16 protein-coding genes and 1 pseudogene are annotated in these 17935 nt (G+C 73.5%); 10 read left to right on the top strand and 7 right to left on the bottom strand.

Features of this window, described 5'->3' with window-relative positions; all coding sequences use genetic code 11:
* Window positions 1-4: 4 nt before the first annotated feature.
* On the top strand, window positions 5-1024 hold the full coding sequence (locus tag AAH979_RS10375) for a GntG family PLP-dependent aldolase (protein WP_346258004.1): 1020 nt from the start codon (window positions 5-7) through the stop codon (window positions 1022-1024).
* 45 nt (window positions 1025-1069) lie between these two features.
* Here the strand turns inward: AAH979_RS10375 and AAH979_RS10370 are convergent, their stop codons facing one another.
* From AAH979_RS10370 to pknB, 3 genes are read right to left on the bottom strand one after another with little or no spacing between them, the layout of a single operon-like run.
* Entirely contained in the window at window positions 1070-1819 is a 750-nt protein-coding gene (locus tag AAH979_RS10370) for a M15 family metallopeptidase (protein ID WP_346257861.1), read from the bottom strand.
* A gap of 60 nt (window positions 1820-1879) precedes the next feature.
* Entirely contained in the window at window positions 1880-2845 is a 966-nt protein-coding gene (locus tag AAH979_RS10365) for a deoxyribonuclease IV (protein WP_346257860.1), read from the bottom strand.
* Window positions 2826-4823 carry a Stk1 family PASTA domain-containing Ser/Thr kinase gene (pknB, locus tag AAH979_RS10360; RefSeq protein ID WP_346257859.1) on the bottom strand — a complete coding sequence of 666 codons (1998 nt, stop codon included), beginning with the start codon at window positions 4821-4823 and terminating at the stop codon, window positions 2826-2828. Before pknB ends, AAH979_RS10365 begins: the two co-directional genes overlap by 20 nt.
* A gap of 327 nt (window positions 4824-5150) precedes the next feature.
* On the opposite strand from pknB, the gene AAH979_RS10355 reads away from it, so the two are divergent.
* The 3 genes from AAH979_RS10355 to AAH979_RS10345 are packed head-to-tail and all read left to right on the top strand — an operon-like array spanning window position 5151 to window position 6256.
* Window positions 5151-5516, top strand: a complete 366-nt coding sequence (locus AAH979_RS10355) for an Rv2175c family DNA-binding protein (RefSeq protein WP_346257858.1) — start codon at window positions 5151-5153, stop codon at window positions 5514-5516.
* Window positions 5517-5531: 15 nt separating this feature from the next.
* A complete protein-coding gene (locus AAH979_RS10350; protein ID WP_346257857.1) occupies window positions 5532-5864 on the top strand; it encodes a lycopene cyclase domain-containing protein in 333 nt (110 codons plus the stop codon).
* Window positions 5861-6256 carry a lycopene cyclase domain-containing protein gene (locus AAH979_RS10345; RefSeq protein ID WP_346257856.1) on the top strand — a complete coding sequence of 132 codons (396 nt, stop codon included), beginning with the start codon at window positions 5861-5863 and terminating at the stop codon, window positions 6254-6256. The genes AAH979_RS10350 and AAH979_RS10345 overlap by 4 nt, the downstream gene beginning before the upstream one ends.
* A 75-nt stretch (window positions 6257-6331) precedes the next feature.
* Here the strand turns inward: AAH979_RS10345 and mptB are convergent, their stop codons facing one another.
* The 3 genes from mptB to AAH979_RS10330 all read right to left on the bottom strand — a co-directional run bounded on the left by mptB (window position 6332) and on the right by AAH979_RS10330 (window position 11003).
* On the bottom strand, window positions 6332-7966 hold the full coding sequence (mptB, locus tag AAH979_RS10340; protein WP_346257855.1) for a polyprenol phosphomannose-dependent alpha 1,6 mannosyltransferase MptB: 1635 nt from the start codon (window positions 7964-7966) through the stop codon (window positions 6332-6334).
* 274 nt (window positions 7967-8240) lie between these two features.
* Window positions 8241-9323: a polyprenyl synthetase family protein gene (locus AAH979_RS10335; protein ID WP_346257854.1), complete on the bottom strand. Its 1083-nt coding sequence runs from the start codon at window positions 9321-9323 to the stop codon at window positions 8241-8243.
* Window positions 9324-9596: 273 nt separating this feature from the next.
* On the bottom strand, window positions 9597-11003 hold the full coding sequence (locus AAH979_RS10330) for a helix-turn-helix transcriptional regulator (RefSeq protein WP_346257853.1): 1407 nt from the start codon (window positions 11001-11003) through the stop codon (window positions 9597-9599).
* 548 nt (window positions 11004-11551) lie between these two features.
* Between AAH979_RS10330 and AAH979_RS10325 the strand changes: the two genes are divergently transcribed.
* The 6 genes and pseudogenes from AAH979_RS10325 (at window position 11552) to AAH979_RS10300 (ending at window position 16274) form a co-directional block, all read left to right on the top strand.
* Entirely contained in the window at window positions 11552-11737 is a 186-nt protein-coding gene (locus AAH979_RS10325; protein ID WP_346258014.1) for a hypothetical protein, read from the top strand.
* A gap of 95 nt (window positions 11738-11832) precedes the next feature.
* Window positions 11833-12351, top strand: coding sequence for a hypothetical protein (locus AAH979_RS10320; RefSeq protein WP_346257852.1), 519 nt, complete (start codon window positions 11833-11835; stop codon window positions 12349-12351).
* 191 nt (window positions 12352-12542) lie between these two features.
* A complete protein-coding gene (locus AAH979_RS10315; RefSeq protein WP_346257851.1) occupies window positions 12543-12809 on the top strand; it encodes a hypothetical protein in 267 nt (88 codons plus the stop codon).
* A gap of 82 nt (window positions 12810-12891) precedes the next feature.
* Entirely contained in the window at window positions 12892-13809 is a 918-nt protein-coding gene (metF, locus tag AAH979_RS10310) for a methylenetetrahydrofolate reductase [NAD(P)H] (RefSeq protein WP_346257850.1), read from the top strand.
* 124 nt (window positions 13810-13933) lie between these two features.
* Window positions 13934-14614: pseudogene (locus AAH979_RS10305) on the top strand (CDP-alcohol phosphatidyltransferase family protein); the annotation flags it as partial.
* Between the two features lie 538 nt (window positions 14615-15152).
* Window positions 15153-16274 carry a DUF418 domain-containing protein gene (locus tag AAH979_RS10300; RefSeq protein ID WP_346257849.1) on the top strand — a complete coding sequence of 374 codons (1122 nt, stop codon included), beginning with the start codon at window positions 15153-15155 and terminating at the stop codon, window positions 16272-16274.
* 69 nt (window positions 16275-16343) lie between these two features.
* Here the strand turns inward: AAH979_RS10300 and crtI are convergent, their stop codons facing one another.
* Window positions 16344-17840, bottom strand: coding sequence for a phytoene desaturase family protein (gene crtI / locus AAH979_RS10295; protein WP_346257848.1), 1497 nt, complete (start codon window positions 17838-17840; stop codon window positions 16344-16346).
* Between the last annotated feature and the right edge of the window lie 95 nt (window positions 17841-17935).

Raw genomic sequence — 17935 nt, 5'->3', positions numbered from 1 at the left:
GGCCGTGGTCGACCTCCGGTCGGACACCGTCACCCGACCCACCCCGGAAATGCGCGCCGAGATGGCCGCGGCCGAGGTCGGCGACGACGTGTACGGCGAGGACCCGACCGTCAACGCCCTCGAAGCCGAGGTCGCCGCGCTCTTCGGGCACGAGGCGGCCCTCTTCGCCCCGACCGGCTCGATGGCCAACCAGATCGCCATCCAACTGCTGGTGCCACCCGGTGAGGAACTGCTCTGCGACGCCGACGCGCACGTGGTGACGTACGAGATCGGCGCTGCGGCCGCGATCGGTGGCGTCTCCACCCGGACCTGGTCGCCGGTCGGCGCCGACGTCGACCCCGAGGTGGTCGCGGCGATGATCAGGCCGGGCGGCTACCACGCGGTGCCGACCCGGGCGATCGCCGTCGAGCAGACCCACAACCGGGGCGGTGGCGGAGTGATCCCGCTGGCCACTCTCGGCGAGCTGCGCCGGGTCGCCGACGGCGCCGGGATCGGACTGCACTGCGACGGCGCCCGGATCTGGCACGCGCACGTCGCCGACGGGGTGCCGCTGGCCGGCTACGGCGAGCTGTTCGACACCCTGTCGGTCTGCCTCTCCAAGGGGCTCGGCGCGCCGGCCGGTTCGCTGGTGGTCGGCAGCGCGGAACGGATCGCCCGGGCCCGGATGATCCGCAAGCGGATGGGTGGCGGGATGCGCCAGGCGGGGATCCTCGCCGCCGCCGGCCGGTACGCGCTGCGGCACCACGTCGAGCGGCTCGCCGCCGACCACGTCCGGGCGGCCCGGCTCGCTGACGCGCTCGCCCCGTTCGGGGTACTGGCCGGTCCGGTACGCACCAACATCGTTCCGCTGGACCTGACCAAGTGCGGGTTCGACGCCCCCGAGCTGGGCGCGGCGGCCCGGGACCGGGGCGTACTCGTCTCGGTGCTCGGCCCGCGCATCGCCCGGTTGGTGACCCATTACGACCTGGACGACGCCGGAGTGGACCGGGCGGTCGAGGTGCTCACCGAGATCTTCCGCCGCTGACCGGAGCCGCTCCGCCGGTGTCGCGGGGCCGGATCGGGGGCCGGGTCAGCCGCCGGTGCGGCTGAAGTGCTGGTAGTCGGGGGAGCGCCAACCGCCGCCCCACTGCCAGCCGGCCGCGGCGAACGCCTCGACCAGTACGCCACCCGGGATCGCCATCCCCGGTCGGTGACCGGAGCGGTCCCGGTACGCCGCCCCGGCGGGTGGCAGCACGCGGCCGTCGATCAGGTACGGGTTCTCCACCGGGTTGACGTCGATCGCCTGCCCGTACGCGTGTACGGACCACTTCGCCGCGCCGGTGGAGACCGCCCTGCGGCAGTTGAAGCCGGACGTGTTGTCGTCGGCCATCGACCGGCCGTCGCTGCCGGCGTACGCGTCGACCGGCTGTAGCCGCCGGATCGGGAAGCGTTCCCGGTAGAGGGTGGCGAAGATCTCGACCACCTCGGCGGTGACCAACCGGTGCACGACGATCGTGCCGACCTGGGGAAGGCCGTCGAAGTCCCAGTAGTCGAGCCGGATCCGCCGGAGCTGGTCTGGGCCGACCGGGCAGCCGGGGCGCCAGCTCTCGCCGAGGTCGGCTGCGGTGACCGTGGAGACGTCGTGCTCGAACGTGGGGGCTGTGCCCGGCGGGTCGCCGGGCCGGCTCGTCGTCGGCCCGGACGGGGTGACCGACGGTCCGGCCCCGGTGGTCGACGCGCCCGCGCCGCCGGTCGGGTCGGTCGGCGGCCCGCCGCAGCCGGCCGCCGCGAGCGCGGTCAGCAGCCCGACCAGCAGCACACCCCGCACACCCCGTCCCACCGCCGCCACGCTACGCCGCCCCGAACCGCCGCCCAAACCGTCCGGCAGGCCGCCCGACCTTCAGGGGCGGAAGCGTTTGAGGGTGGCGATGTCGTCGGCGTGTCCCTGGTTCTCGCTCGGCGTCTCGACGACCACCGGGATCCCGGCGGTGGCCGGATGGGTCATCAGCTCGGCGAACGCGGACTCGCCGATGCTGCCCTTGCCGATGGTCTCGTGCCGGTCCCGGGTCGAGCCGCAGAGGTCTCGCGAGTCGTTGGCGTGCACCAGCCACAGCCGCTCCGCGCCGATCGCCTCGACCAGCGTGTCCAGCGTCTCGCGCATGCCGCCCTCCCGGGCCAGGTCGTGCCCGGCCGCCCAGGCGTGGCAGGTGTCGAAGCAGGCGCCGAGCCACGGGTGCCAGTCGACGGCGGCGAGGTACGGCTCCAGGTGCTCGACCCGGGAGGCCAGCGAACGCCCGCCACCGGCGCTCGGCTCCACCAGCAGCTTCGGACCGCCGCTGGCGGCGGCCGAGTCGAGCAGCGGGAGCAGCGCCTCGCGTACCTGTCGCATCGCCGCCTCGGCGTGCCCGGCGTCGACCGCGCTGCCGGCGTGGAAGACCACCCCGGTGGCACCGATCGCGGCGCCCCGGTCCAGGGCGTGCGCCAGGGTCGCCACCGACTTCTGCACGGTCGCCGGGGTGGGCGAGCCGAGGTTCACCAGCAGCGACGCGTGGATGTACGCCACCAGTCCACGTTCGGAGCAGCCGGCCCGGAACGCCTCGTCCTGGCCGGGGTCGCCCGGCGGCAGCGCCCAGCCCCGCGAGTTGCCGACGTAGACCTGCACCACCTCCGAGCCGATCGCGTCGGCGTACGGCAGGGCGGCTCTGGCCAGCCCGCCGGAGGTGGGCGTGTGCGAGCCGACGGGCCGGCTCGGGGCCGGCCGGCCGCTCGCCCCGGTGCCGGACCGGCCACCCGGCGAACCGGACGTGCCGGTGCTGCCTGGGGCGGCTGGGCCGGTGGTGTGATGATCAGAAGCAGGTGATGACAACCTGGGTCCCTGGCGGCACCGGAGTGTTCTCGTTCGGGTTCTGGATCCGGACCGTCCCGTTCGGGTTGAACTGCACCACGACACCCAGACCCTGGCCCTCCAGGACCTGCTTCGCCTGCTGGCAGGGCAGGTCGACCACCCGGGGCATGTTGACGGCCGGCGGACCGTTGCTGACGTCGACCTTGATCTGCGCGTTCTTCTCCACCCCGGCGCCGTCCTGGGGCGTCTGCGCGATCACCTGGTCCTTGGGCTTGTCGGAGTCCTTGTACGACTCGGTGAGCTCCAGGCCGAGGTCTCTGACGATGTTGCGTACCTCTCTGATGTCCTTGCCGACCAGGACCGGGACGCTGATCGGCGCCTTGCCCTTGCTGACGATGACCGTGATCTTGTCACCGGGCTTGACCTCGGTGCCGACCTTCGGGCTGGTGGCGATCACCACGCCCTTCGGCAGGTTGTCGTCGTACCGGTCGGTGCCGCGGACCAGGACAAGGTTCGCGTTCTCCAGGTCGAGCTGGGCCAGGTCGAGCGTCTTGCCGGCCACGTCCGGGACCGGGAAGCGCTCCGGACCGAGGGACAGGGTGAGGGTGATCGTGCCGCCCCGCCGGATCCGGCTCGTCGACTCCGGATCCTGGGCGAGCACCTTGTCCTTGGCGATGTCCTCGCTGTAGCGGGGTTCCGCGTACTCGACCACGAAGCCCGACCGTTCGGCCTGCGCCTGCGCCTCCGTCCCGGCCAGCCCGGCCAGGCTCGGCGTCTCGGTGTAGCGGCCGAACGCGAACCACCAGCCGGTCATCCCGATCACCAGGGCGAGCGCGACCACGGTCACCACGACCGAGGCCCGACCGGCGAAGAGCTGCCCGCCGACCTCGCGGACCCGGTCGAGGAGATCGGAACCCGGGCCGGCCGCCGCGCGGCGGCGGTGCGGGGTGGTGCGTTCCCGTGGCTGGTCGGGCAGACGGGCCCAGGAGGGACGGTCGGCGGGGCGTACCGACGAGACGACCATGGTGGGCTGCTGCACCACCATGGTCGGCTGGTCGACGGCGGGGATCTGCCGCAGTACCGCCGTGTTGGCGTTGGCGACGGTGCCGAGGTCGTCCCGGACCACCTGGACCTCGGCCTGGAACGCGCCCGCGTCCGTCGGCCGGGCTCCCGGGTCGCGCCGGGTCGCCCTGCGGACCAGCTCGTCGAGGACCGGCGGCAGGCCGGGGACCAGCCCGGAGGGCGGCGGTACGTCCCGGTCGACGTGCTGCCAGGCGACGTCCACGGCCCGGTCACCGTCGTACGGGACCCGGCCGGTGAGCATCTCGAAGAGCACGATCCCGGCGGCGTAGACGTCGGTACGCGGGTCGGCGCGGCCCTCGGTGACCAGCTCGGGTGCCACGTAGGCGACCGTTGCCATCAACTGGTTGCCGCCCTCGGTGTCGGAACTTGCCTCGACCGCCCGGGCGAGCCCGAAGTCGGCGACCTTCACCACGCTGTCGACGAGGTTGGCCGCGCCACCGCTCGGCGCCTCGGCGACCAGTACGTTCTCGGGTTTCACGTCCCGGTGCACCAGACCGGCCCGGTGCGCGGCACCGATCGCGGCGAGCATCTGCTCCAGGATCGCGAGCGCCTCGCTCGGGTTGAGCCGTTTGCGCTCGGCCAGGATCTCGCGCAGGGTCCGGCCCCGGACGTACTCCATGACCAGGTACGGCAGGCCGCCGTGGGTGCCCTGGTCGTAGACGGCCACCACGTTCGGGTGGGTCAACCGGGCGATGGTCTTGGCCTCGTCGGTGAACCGCTCCAGGAACCCGGCGAGCTGCACCTGCGCGGCCTGCGCCTGGTTCGGATGAATGATCTTGATCGCGACCGTACGGTCGAGCCGTTCGTCGATGGCGGTGTAGACGGTCGCCATCCCACCACGGGCCACGCGACCGCGGATGCGGTAGCGTCCGTCGATCAGCGAGTTCAGCAGCGTGTCGGCGACCTGTATGTCCATCGGCAGGCAGTCTATGTCTCCAGGGGGCGGCGGCAGAACAGGATGCCACAGCCGACGCCGAAGCGAAAAGTTCGTGTCGCCCGTTCCGCGCTTGGCGAAGATCGCTTCGGCCAGATTTGCCGGTGTCGTCCCGCTCATCCTGGCCGAGTCGTCCCGTTCATCCTGACCGGGTCGTTTCGCTCATCCTGGCCGAGTCGTCCGGTTCGGCCCAGCCGAGTCGTCCGGTTCGGCCCAGCCGGGTCGGCCGGTTCGGCCCAGCCGGGTCGGCCGGCAGCCTCGCGGGGAGCCGTTCGTCCGGGTCCGGGGGCGGCGTGGCAAGGTGAGCGGGTGACCGAATCCTCACCCGTCGACCCGCAGCCGACCGAGCCGGCCGGCTGGCTGAGCCTCCCGGACGTCGCCGAACGCCTCGAGGTGTCGATCAGCAAGGTGCACCAGATGATCCGGGACCGGGAGCTGCTGGCGGTCCGTCGGGACGGAACCCGGGTGATTCCGGCCGAGCTGGTGGCGAACCGGACCGTACGCAAGCACCTGCCGGGCATCCTCACCCTGCTGCACGACGCCGGGTACGACGACGAGGCGGCGCTGCGCTGGCTCTACCTACCCGACGACACCCTGCCGGGCACCCCGGCGGCGGCACTCGGCGACGACCGGGCCCGCGAGGTCAAGCGCCGGGCCCAGGCCACCGGCTTCTGAGGCGGATCCCGCCGAATGGAGCGATTCGCCTACCTGGTGGTGCTCGCCGGGTGCGTCGGCGCCGCGCTGTGGCTGGAGCCGGTCCTGCGGGTCAACGTGTTGCGGCGGTGGCGGCGGTTGCTGCTCACCCTGCTACCCGTGGTGGTGCTCTTCGCGCTCTGGGACCTGGCCGCGATAGCTGCCGGGCACTGGACCTTCGACCCGGAACAGACCACCGGGGTACTGCTCCCCGGCGGCCTGCCACTGGACGAGCTGCTCTTCTTCGTCGTCGTACCCTGCTGTGCCATCCTCGGCTTCGAGGCGGTCCGCGCGGTGCTGCGCTGGCCGGCCGGCGACGAGTCGCCGTGAGCTACACGGTGGCCGCCCTGCTGGGGGTGACCGGCGCCGTACTGGCCGACCTCTTCGTGCTGCGTACCCGGCTGCTGCTCCGGCCGGTGTTCTGGGCCACGTACCCGATCATCGTGTTCTTCCAGTTGATCTCCAACGGCATCCTGACCGGCCGGGGCATCGTCCGGTACGCCCCGGACGAGATCATCGGCTGGCGCCTGGCGTACGCGCCGGTGGAGGACCTGCTGTTCGGCTTCGCCCTGGTGCTGCTGACCCTGGCCGTCTGGGTCCGGCTGGGCCGGGCCGGCGTGCAGCGAACCCCGGCGGCCGGCGAGGGCTCCCCGCTGCTTCGGCTGGTCGACCGGAAGCGATCGGACCGCCGGGCCCCGCGACCGCTGGAACGAGACCGCTGACGGCCCGCCGCCGCTGGAGCGAGAGCGTCAACACCTCCGCCCCGGCTGGTCCGAGACCGTTGACGGGGTCGACCGTCAGCCCGGTCGCCGGGACCGCCGGTTCCGGTACGCCACCCCGGCCAGGACCAGCAGCAGGGCCACGTCGAAGAGGGCGCCGGGCAGCTTGGTGAGCACGGCCAGCCCGAGCCCGCTGGGCAGCACCAGGAAGCTGAGCACGACCACCGCGACGGCCACCCGGTGGACCCAGCGCCGGACGGACAAGCCCGCCGCGAGCACGGTGACGGCGATCAGCCCGTACCAGGGGTAGAAGATCGGGGAGAGCAGGGCGAGGGCGGTGAAGGCCAGGCCGGTGATGGTCACCAGTCGACGGCGGGCGCGGGTCGGGTCGGGTGCCGATCCGGCCCGCCCGGCCCGGACCAGCAGGATCGCGAGCGTTCCGGCCAGCGCGACGAGGCCGAGGAGTCGGGCCGCCGCCACCGCGTCGTCGACCGCCTCCGCACGTCCAGCGAGCCGCAGCAGGTATCCGGCCGCCATGCCCAGCCCGCTGGGTACCGAGGTCCACTGCACCAGCCGGCCGGTGTCGGAGAGGGCGGAGATCCAGCCGAGGTCGAGGCCGGTGGCCAGAGTCACCCCGGCGAACGCCAGGACCGCACCAGTCAGCCCTCCGGCGGCCGACAGCGCGAGCAGCCGGCGATCGAGGAGTACGCCCGGCAAGCGTGCCCGCCGCCATCCGGGCGGTCGCCTTCGGGCCCCGCTGGCCCGCTCGTAGTGCGTCAGGCGGACTGTGTCGACGGCGCCGGCAGAGCCCGGGGCGCGACCGGGCCGGACGGTGGCGAGCAGCAGGGCGAACGGCAGCGCCACGATGGCGGTGACCTTGATCGCGACCGCCAGCCCGAGCAGTGCGCCGGTGACGAGTCCGGCCCGCCCGGCGCCGAAGGCCGACGACCCGCCGGCTGCCAGGGACAACGCGGCCAGGACCAGCCCCAGCACCAGGGCGTCGTTGTGCGCCCCGCCGAGCGCGTGGACCAGGACGAGCGGCGAGACCAGACCGAGCCAGGTGGCGTGGAGCGGGTCGACGCCACCCGCCCGGGCCAGCCGGGGCAGGCAGCCGGCGACGAGGACGACGCCGGCCAGCGCCTCGGCGCGGAGCAGTGCGATCACGACCAGCAATTGGCCGTCGGTGGACGTGGTGATCGCCCGGGCCACCGCGACCGCCCCGCCGGCTAGGGCCACCGCCAGCGGCCCGTACGGGGTCGGGGTGTCCCGCCACAGTGCGGGTACGGCGTCCGACCAGACGCATCCGCCCGGCAGTACGCCGACGGAGTACGGGTCGACGCCGTCGAGCCAGAGTGCGCCCTGGCAGGCGTAGGCGTACGCGTCCCGGCTGCCGACAGGGGGCGCGACCAGCAGCGGAGCCGCCCAGAGCAGCCCGGTACGCAGCAGCCAGCCCAGCGGTACGCCCGCCGGCTCGCGCCGCATCCGTACGCCGAGCCGCCACCAGATGCCCGCCAGCGCCGCCAGTCCGGTGACCCAACCGGCCAGGCCGAGCCAGTATCCCCAGGTGTCCGGCACCGGCGCCGCCTCGGCGGCACCCGCCGGCAGTGCTCCCACCCCATAGGCGCTGGCCGCCAGCGTGGCACTGGCGGCGAGCCCGGCCATCCGGAGCCGGCTGGGCCGATCCGGGGCGGGCGGCGCTGCGACGGGTCGCACGAAACCAGCATCTCCAGCCGCCGGTACGCCGGACGGCCGGTTCGCCCGGGAGGCCGGAAAAGACGGGCGGTCAGGACCGGGGACCGGAGCCGTCCAGATGGAAGCCGCACCGGGGAACGAGCACGTCACGACGGGGAGAGCCGGTCGCGACGGGGCCACGACGGGGAGAGCCGGTCGCGACGGGGCCACGACGGGGAGAGCCGGTCGCGACGGGGCCACGGCGAGGAGAGCCGGTCGCGACGGCAGAGCGGGCGGCTTCCGTCCGCTGTCCGGCTCAGTCCTTGCGGCGGGTGGCCACGACCGCGAGGTCCACCAGTACCTCGCGGGCCTCGGCCTCCAGATCGACGCCGACCAGCGCGGCCAGCGCCGTGTCGGTGAGCGTGGCTATCCGCCGCTCGGTGCGGTCGAGTGCCCCGCTGCTGGTGATGATCTCGCGCAGGACCTCGATGCCGGCCCGGTCGAGTCCGGGGTCGCCGAGTCGGCGGTTCAGCAGTTCCCGTCCGGCCGGGCTGGTCGCCTCCAGGGCCGCCGCCACCAGGTAGGTACGTTTGCCTTCCCGCAGGTCGTCCCCGGCCGGCTTACCGGTCTGGCCGGGATCGCCGAATACGCCGAGTACGTCGTCCCGGAGTTGGAATGCCTCGCCCAGCGGCAGCCCGTACCCCGAATACGCGGCCCGCAGCTCGGCGGGCGCGTCGGCGAGCGCGGCGCCGAACAGCAGCGGTCGCTCGACGGTGTATTTGGCGGACTTGTACCGGGCGACCTTGCTCGCCCGGTCGACCGAGGCGTCCCGGGTCGCCTGGGCGAGCACGTCCAGGTACTGCCCGATGGTGACCTCGGCACGCATCTCGTCGAAGACCGGCCGGGCCCGGCTGACCACGATCGGGTCGAGGCCGCTGCCGTGCAGCAGCTCGTCGGACCAGACCAGGCACAGGTCGCCGAGCAGGATGGCGCTGGACTCGCCGAACCCGTCCGGTTCGCCGCCCCAGCCGGCCGCCCGGTGCTGGGCGGCGAAGCGGCGGTGGATCGACGGCTCGCCGCGCCGCGTGTCGGACCGGTCCATCAGGTCGTCGTGGATCAAGGCGCTCGCCTGCACGAATTCCAGCGCGGCCAGGCCGCTGACGATCTCGTCAGAGTCGAGCCCGCCCGCCCCCCGGTAGCCCCAGTAGCCGAACGCCGGCCGCAGTCGCTTGCCGCCACCGAGCACGAACGCCTCCAGCGCGTCGGCGACCGTGGCGAGCCCGTCATCGACACCGGTCATCCAGGCTCGCTGTTTGACGAAGAACCGGGCCAACGAGTTGTCGACCCGCTGGCGCAGGCCGGCGCGGTCGACCGGTGGGACAGGGGCGGATGCGTTCACGCCATGACGCTAGTGGATCGACCATCCGAGTGCGCGGTGCGGCTACGCCACGAGCTTCGGGCCGTGGCCGGAATCGGCTCGCTCGTCCGGCTGTCCGCCCTGCTCAGAGGCATGATCGACCGCGTGCCATCCGGTGCGGTCTGCCCGCCAGGCAAAGATATTGGTCGATGGGTGTCCCGGCGGCGGGACCGCCGACGGTCACCCGGTGTGTTTCTCCTTGACCGCGACCGGCACCCCGGCGCCGCCCCCGGTCGACTGGACGGGTACACGGGGTCATCCGGCCAGAGCTGCCGGTGGCGTCGCGGGCAGGTAGCGACGGGTGGCCGCCGCCAGCGCCGCGTGCCGTCGGCCGGCCGGCTCCGTCCGGTACGCCGCGAGCCGCCGGCCGACACCGGTGAGTTCCGCCGCCGCCCGCGCCGACCCGGACCGTACGGCGTCGAGCAGCGCCGCGTCGGCCACCTCGGCGGCCCGTTCCCACTCGCCCAGGTCGAGACAGGCGTGCGCCAGCCAAGCACCGTAGACCGCCGCCGTCCTCGGCTGCCCCGGCCGGGTCAGCGCGGCGCGGAGCAATGGCTCGGCGCGTAGCGGGCGGCGCAGCGCGGCCAGGCAGCGTCCGGTCATCGCGGCGAGTTCACCCTCGTCCAGCCAGTAGAGCCAGGCCGGTTCCCGGGGCGGCTCGCGTCGTCCGGTCGCCCGCTCGGCGGCGCGCAGCGCGGCGTACGCGGGCCGGCGCCGCCCGCACCGCGCCGCCGCGAAGGCGATCCGGTGCAGCAGCAGCGCCCGCAGTCCGGCCGGGGCGGTGCGCCGGGCGCCGAGATATCCGGTACGGGCGAGCAGCAGGCCGCCCCGGGCGTCGCCGAAGGCGCTGAGCAGGTGGCTGGCCGCGCCGAGTACGTGCGCGCCGAGGCTCCGGTCGCCGGCACCGGCGGCGGCGGTCAGCGCCAGCCGGTAGGCGCGGAGTGCGGCGCCGACCTCGCCCGCGTCGGTGTGCAGCCAGCCGGCGAGCTGCGCCGCCTCGGCGACCAGCGGCAGTGCCCGCCGCCCGGGGCGGCCGGTCGCGCACCGCGCTGTCGCCAGGGTGAGCCGGCCGGCCGGGGATGACAGGAGGTCCCCTCCACCCACCAGGTCGTCGAGCCGCCGCACCCCGGCAACCCCGGCCGCATCGAGCGGCAACTCGGGCGCCTGCTCGCCAGCCCTTCCCGACCGGCCCGAATCCATCCGCGCCGGCCCGACCATGACCCCTCGGGTCGGTTCGACCGGCATGGTGATCGTCGGTCCGACCGGCCCGTCCGGATCGGTGAGCCAGGCGTGCGCCGAGGTCAGTAACTCCTGCCGGGCCCGGACCGCGCCCGGATTTCCACCGTCTCTGCCCTCTCCGCCGTCGGCCGTCGTGGGCCGGCTCGCGGCGGCGGCGACCGCCAGCTCTTCGACGGGCACTTCGAGCACGGCCGCCAGCCAGCTCAGCCAGAACTGGCCGGGCACCCGCTGCTGCCGCTCCCACCGGGACACCTCGTGCCGGCTGACCGTCGGTACGCCGGAGGCGGCGCAGAGCTGCTCGGCCACCCGGAGCTGGCTCCAGCCCCTGGCCAGGCGCAACTCGGTCAGCAACGCGCCGAGTGAACCCGGTGCGGCGGGGCGGCCGGACGCGGAGTCGTGCGGGTGGTGCTCGGGTCGGGGCATGGGCGGTCCTTCGGCGCGTGACGATCTGACGAACCTGCTGCTGACCCCCGCGCACGACCCCGGAGACCGGCGACCCCGCCTCCCTGCGCGGCTCAATTCCTACCGGCCGGGTACGACGTTCTACGGGGATCGGAGGCAGCCGGGCGGGTACGGAAGGTCCGGTAATCCGTCGGCGTGCTAGGCGAGGGGTTCTCGGGCGGTCCACGCGACGAACCGCTGAAACAGGACCTTGGGCTCCGGCTCGGGGTTCGGGTTGAGGCGGTGCAGGTCGGCCAATGCCTCCATGAGCTGTGCCGACATGTATAGGGCAAGTCCGACCGGAGCGTTCTGGAATTCGGGCCGCAACAGTAGTCGCGCCATGCCGCAGGGCCAGGGCTGCCCGGGGCAACCCGAACAGTGCCACGACGGGCGTCGGGGCGAGTGCGGCCGGAGCCGGAACGGCATCGGACGCTCGGGGATCGGGAGCTGGTTCGGATAAGCCATGCCCTAAGTGTTGACGTCGTAGTTGTCGACGTCAACAGCGAGTGCAGTTGCTTAGCGTCGGCCATGTGGAGGAACTGGTCGGGGTGGCTGAGATCCGCGACATGTTGGGCGGCAACCTGTCCCGACAGCGGGTGCACGTCATCACCAGCCACCGAGACTTCCCAGCTCCGATCCAGAAGTTGAAGATGGGCAACGTGTGGCTGAAGCGGGACGTCGAGGAGTGGATTAAGGCACGGCAAGCTGCCGGATAGCACCGTCCCCCTGGCGGCCCCGGGTGTCGGTTTCAGGGAGGGATGGGGATCATCCCCGATCATCCCGGCACCGCTCCGACCTAGCGTCGGAGGGCATGTCCGCTTCCGTACCGCAGACCGACGACCGCCGGGCCAACCGGACACCGACCCGGTGGACCCGACCGGTGCAGAACCTGACCCTCGCCTGCTCGCTCCTCTTCCTGCTCGGCACGGCGCTACAGAACTTCGTGGTCATCGACCTCCGGGCGATGGAGGAGATGATGCGGCTGGCCGGCTCGACCGAGGCGCAGGCCCAAGCCGACGCGCCCGGCTTCCTGACCGGGTTCCGGGTCGTCGGCTGCGTCTACCTGGTCGGCAACGCGGTCGGCCTGCTCGCCAGGACCGGACGGGCCTGGGTCTTCTGGACGGTGCTGGCCGTGAACGCGACCCAGGCGGCCGGACTGGTGATGATCCCGCCGGAGGTCTTCGAGGCCACCCGGGACCGGTTCGGCGTGCCGGGGCTGCTGCCGTCGTACGTCACGGACGGCGGGGCGGCGGTGCTCACCGTCGTACTGCTGGCGGCCCTGCTGCGGTACCGGCGGCCGTGGGCGTACGCGAGGACTCCGGCACCGTAACCCCCGCCCCGGAGCCGGTGCGCGTGCTGGCCCCGGGGCCAGTGGGTTGGCCCCTCCCTGCTGGCTCCTCCCCGTCGGCCCGATCCGCCGTTCGATCGGAGGCGACGGTCCACCACCGACCGGTACGCCTCCCCGGGCACCGGCCGGCACCGGTGACCGTCGATTCCGATCGACCGCCGAGGAGTGCCGCCGTGCCCAGCGAGTTGCCGTTCGACCCGGAGAACCCGCCCGACGAGCCGCCGCCGGAGGCGGTGCAGCCGATGGCCTGGCGGCTGGCGGTACGCCTGCACCGGGAGCACAGTCCGCTGCCCGCCGGGCCGGCGACCCCGGTCTCCGGTCCGGCCGGGCCGAACGTCTGCCGCGCCTGTGCCGACCCCTGGCCCTGCCACGGCCGGCAGATCGCCGTACGCGGACTGCTCGCCGCCTGCCGCGCTCCCGATGCCCGCGGCGACCGTTAGATGGGATTGAAAAGCGGACTCCCCACCCCGAACGGGACCGAATGGTGCAAGATCGAGCCGGCCGGACCGGTAGAGTCGCGGCGTGGCGCTCGGTCTTCCCTCTGTCCTCCCCGACTCGCGGCCGTCGATCGGGGACCTCGTCCGTGGTCCCACGCCGACCTTCTCCTTCGAGTTCTTCCCGCCGAAGACGGAGAAGGGCGAGCGGCTGCTCTGGCAGGCGATCCGCGAGCTGGAGTCGCTGCGCCCGTCGTTCGTCTCGATCACCTACGGTGCCGGCGGGACGACCCGGGACACCACCGTCGCGGTGACCGAGCGGGTCGCGACCGAGACCACCCTGCTGCCGATGGCGCATCTGACCGCGGTCGACCACTCGGTCGCCGAGCTGCGCAACGTGATCGGCCGGCTGGCCGGCGCCGGGGTGCGGAACGTGCTCGCGGTGCGCGGCGACCCGCCGGGCAACCCGATGGGCGAGTGGGTGCAGCACCCGGCCGGCGTGCTCTATGCCGAGGAACTGGTCCGGCTGGTCCGCGAGGCGGGCGACTTCAGCGTCGGGGTGGCGGCGTTCCCGTACAAACACCCCCGGTCGCCGGACATCGCCACCGACACGCGGTACTTCATCCAGAAGTGCCGGGCCGGCGCCGACTTCGCGATCACCCAGATGTTCTTCGACGCCGACGACTACCTCCGGTTGCGCGACCGGGTGGCGGCGGCCGGCTGCGACACGCCGATCCTGCCCGGCGTCATGCCGGTCACCCAGCTCAGCACGATCGAGCGCTCCCAGCAGCTCTCCGGGGCGCCGTTCCCGCCCGCACTGGCCGCCCAGTTCGAGCGGGTCGCCGACGACCCGGAGGCGGTCCGCCGGCTCGGCGTCCAGCAGGCCAGCGAGATGTGTCGCCGGCTGCTCGACGAGGGCGTGCCCGGGATCCACTTCATCACCCTCAACCGGTCGACCGCGACCCGCGAGGTCTGGCAGAGCCTCCAGGCCGGCGTCGGAGTCTGAACGGATGCGGCCCGAGCCGGCTCCGGGCCTGTGCGGCGACGCCCGAGGCCGCGCCTGTCCCACCGTCGACCCGGATCCGGACCCGCAGGCGCGACCTGGGCCGCCGTCCGGCGGTTGAGCCAGCGTGGGCAACCGGTTGACGTGGGACGAGTACGCCAACAAATGGGCGCGGCTGCACGGCGGCTTCGACCCCCGGATGGCCACCACCTCGGTGCGCCGCTGGCTGCGGATGTCGTACGCCCTGGGCTGTTTCTTTGCCCGGCTGCACGTGTCGCCGACCGCGGTGACGGTGCTCGGGGTGCTGCTCTGCATCGGCGTACCGGTGGCGGTCGGCCAGTCCCGGCCGGGGCCGGTCGGGCCGCTCCTGGCGGCGGGGTTCGTGCTGCTCGCCGCCGTGGCGGACAGCATCGACGGCGCGGTCGCCGTGGTCACCGGCCGGACGACCCGGCTCGGATACGTCTACGACTCGCTGGCCGACCGGGTCGGCGAGGTCTGCTGGCTGATCGCCTTCTGGCTGGTGGGCGCCCCCGGCGTGCTGGTGGTGGCGGCCGGAGCGCTCTCCTGGTTGCACGAGTACACCCGGGCCCGTTCGGTCTCGGCGGGGATGAAGGAGATCGGCACCGTCACCGTGGGGGAGCGGCCGAGCCGGGTCAGCGTCGCCGTGGTGGGGCTGCTGGTCGCCGGGGTGGCATACCTGATCATGCCGGAGCTGGCGGCCGGCACGATCACCGTGGCCACCGCGATCTGGGTGCTGCTCGGCTTCTTCGGCATGGTCCAGTTGCTCTCGGCGGTGCGCCGGTCGCTGGACACCGGCAAGGAGCCGCCGGGCCGGCGGGCGGGCGGTAGTGCGCCGGCCGGGCAGCCGTCGGCCGCCGGTCGGCCGGTCGGGGTGGAATCCTCCGGCCGGCAGCCGATCGGGGAGGAGCCGACCGGCAACCATCTCCCCGGCAAGGAGTTGGCTCGCCGCGAGCCGACCGGAGTCGAACTGAGCCGCCGCGAACCACCCGAGTGACAGCCGCGACCCGCCCTGGATGACGACCGCGAGCCATCCTGGATGACGGCCGCGAACTACCCGAGTGACAGCCGCGACCGGCCCTGGATGACGGCCGCGACCCGCCCGGACGATGCCGGCAGTTCCAGACGCGGCAGCATCCAGCGGGGGTGCGCTGGTCGGGTGGCGATGCCAGCGACCGACTTTGGTCGATCCATCACCGACCGAAGCACGATGAGACCCGACACCGGACCTTGGTTGGCTGGTGGGCATGACAGCAGCGGGTGGTCCGGACGTGACGGACCAGCCTTCGACCGGCCCGACGGCGGCGAGTCCGCCCCGACCAGGTCCGGTGTCGACCCGTGCGCTGGGGCCCGACCTGGCCCGCGGTTTCATGTTGTTGTTCATCGCCCTGGCCAACTCGCACTACTTCCTGCGCGGCGCTTCGGTGCTCGGCGGCTACCCGCAGGACGGCGCAGCCCTCGACCGGGGCGTCACCTGGCTGATCGCGACGTTCGTCGACGGTCGGGCGTTCCCGATGTTCGGACTCCTGTTCGGGTACGGCGTGGCCCAGATCGCACGCCGGCAGGAGGCACTCGGGCCGTGGGCCGTACGCCGGCTGCTGTGGCGGCGCAGCCTGGTGCTGGTGGTGGTGGGTTTCCTGCACGCGGTGCTGCTGTACGTCGGCGACATCCTGGCGGCGTACGGCGTGCTGCTGTTCGCAGGCGCGTGGTTGGTACGCAGCAAGGACCGCTGGCTGCTGTTGACGGCCCTCTGCTTCTTCGTGCTCGGCGCGCTGCCAGGTGGCGGCTCGTTGGCGATCAGCAGTGAACCGCCGCATGTCTCGATGCTTCCGCCGGACCTACTCAGCATGGTTGTCCAGCGCGCTCCCGTGTCGCTCTACGTCGCACTGCTGGGACCGCTGGGCTTCGTCTGCCCGTTCGTGCTCGGGTTGTGGGCGGGGCGTCGACGCGTCCTGGAGCAGCCGCAGCGATACCCGAGGCTGCTGGTCAGCGTGGCAGTGGTCGGAATCGGCGCCGCCGTGCTCGGCGCCCAACCGATCTCGCTGGTCCTCGCCGGGGTGGTGCCGATCCCGGACCGGGCAACGCTCGAACTGCTCGGTCCCCTGCACGACACGACCGGGCTCCTCGGCGGTCTCGGGTACGCCGCCCTGCTGTCGCTGATCGCCGTCCGGCTCCAGGCGCGTCGTCCTCGGCCGGTGGTCGACGCGATCGCCGCCGCCGGCCAGCGGTCGATGACCTGCTACCTGGCCCAGTCGATCGTCTGGGCCGTCGCGTTCACCCCGTTCCTGCTCGATCTCTCCGACCCCCTCACCGTCGCCGGGACGGCGCTGCTGGCCGCCACGACCTGGCTGGGCACCGTGCTGCTCGCCGACTGGATGCGCCGGACCGGGCGGCGCGGGCCGTTCGAGGTGCTGATCCGGCGGGTCACCTACCGGCAGCCGCTGCGCTAGGCCGTCCGCCCACAGGGGGCGGTGGACGGCTCTGGCGGGGTGTCGACACAGGACCGGGCAGTCGTCCGGTCAGGCCGGGCCGATCTCGCCCGCGACGATCTGCGCGGAGAGTGCCACCATCGGCAGGCCGCCGCCCGGGTGGGTGGAGCCGCCGACCAGGAACAGGCCACGGGCCGGACCCCGGTTGCCGGGCCGCAGCAGCCCGCCGACGCTGCCGTGGATCGCCCCGCCCGGGGCGCCGGCCGTGCCGGCCAGGTCGTCCGGGGTACGCGCCTCCCGGAAGACGAGCCGGTCCCGCACGTCCACCCCACGGTCGGCGAGCACCTCAAGGACCCGGTCGGCGTAGGCGTCCGCCAGCCCCGGCCGGCGCCAGTCGACCCCGCCCAGCGTCCGTCCCTGCCGGGGCGCGTTGACCAGCACGAACCATGCCTCGTGCCCGGCCGGCCGGACCAGCGGATCGTCGGGCACGCTGACGAAGACCGTCGGGTCGACCACCGGGCGGGCCGGTACGCCCCGGCCGGGGTCGCCGAAGACCGCGTCGAACTCGGCGTCGTAGTCGGCCGGGAAGAAGACGTTGTGGTGGGCCAGGCCGGAGTTGCCGCGCACTCCGAGCAGCAGGACGAAGCCGGCCAGGCTGCGGTCGGTCAGCCGGGCCAGCCGGTCCGGGGTCGGCAGCAGGTCCCGGTAGAGGGTCAGCGCGTCGGTGTTCGCCACCACGACGTCCGCCGGTACCGGGCTGACGGCGCCGGCCAGCCGTACCCCGTGCACCCGGCCGCCGGCCGCGTCGATGCCGGTGACGGTGCTGCCGGTCGCCACCACCACACCCAGGTCGAGGCAGCGAGAGAGCAGCGCGTCGGCGAGGGTGCCGAGCCCGCCGCGCGGGTACCACCCGCCGAAGGCCAGTTCGGCGTACGGGACGGCGGCGAGCGCGGCCGGCGCCCGGCGCGGATCGGCGCCGGTGTAGGTGGCGTACCGGTCCAGCAGCATCCGGAGCCGGGGTTCGCGCAGGTGGCGCCGGCCCAGGTCGCGTAGCGTCCGACCGGGGGCGATCGCGGCCAGGTCCTCGAGCCGCCAGGAGAGCTTCGCCAGGTCCCGGGGGGAGTCGACGGGCCGACGCAGCACGTCCCGCCAGGCGGCCGTCCAGACCCGCTCGGCGCGGCGCCACAGCCGCCGCCAGTCGTCGGCGGACTCCGCACCGAACCGCTCGGCGATCCGGGCCGCGAAGACCTCGGGATCGGCACACGAGTCGAGCACCGTTCCCGAGGCGGTGGTCGACGGTGGGAAGACGTGCCGGACGATCGGGTCCAGCGGCATCAGGTCGACGTACTCGTCCAGTGTGGCGCCGGTCGCCTCGAACAGGTCGGCGAAGACCTGCGGCAGGGTGAGCAGGCTGGGGCCGGTGTCGAACCGGAACGTCCCGATCGGCGTCTCCCGGACGTACCGGCCGAGTTTGCCACCGACCACATCGGACCGCTCGTAGACGGCGACCTCGTGGCCGAGTGCCGCTAATCGGGCTGCGGCGGCCAAACCGCCCACCCCCGCGCCGATGACGACCACCCGACTCACGTACGCCCCCTCGTCACGGTCAACCGCCGTCGCCGTACCAGTGGCCGGAGCGGCGCCCGGGTGCGTACCCGTCGCCGGCTCGGCGCACCGACCGT

This window comes from Plantactinospora sp. ZYX-F-223 (genome assembly GCF_039649625.1).
Classification (GTDB): domain Bacteria; phylum Actinomycetota; class Actinomycetes; order Mycobacteriales; family Micromonosporaceae; genus Plantactinospora.
The sequence above is the reverse complement of the archived record's forward strand: the minus strand, read 5'-3'. Positions and strand labels throughout refer to the sequence as shown.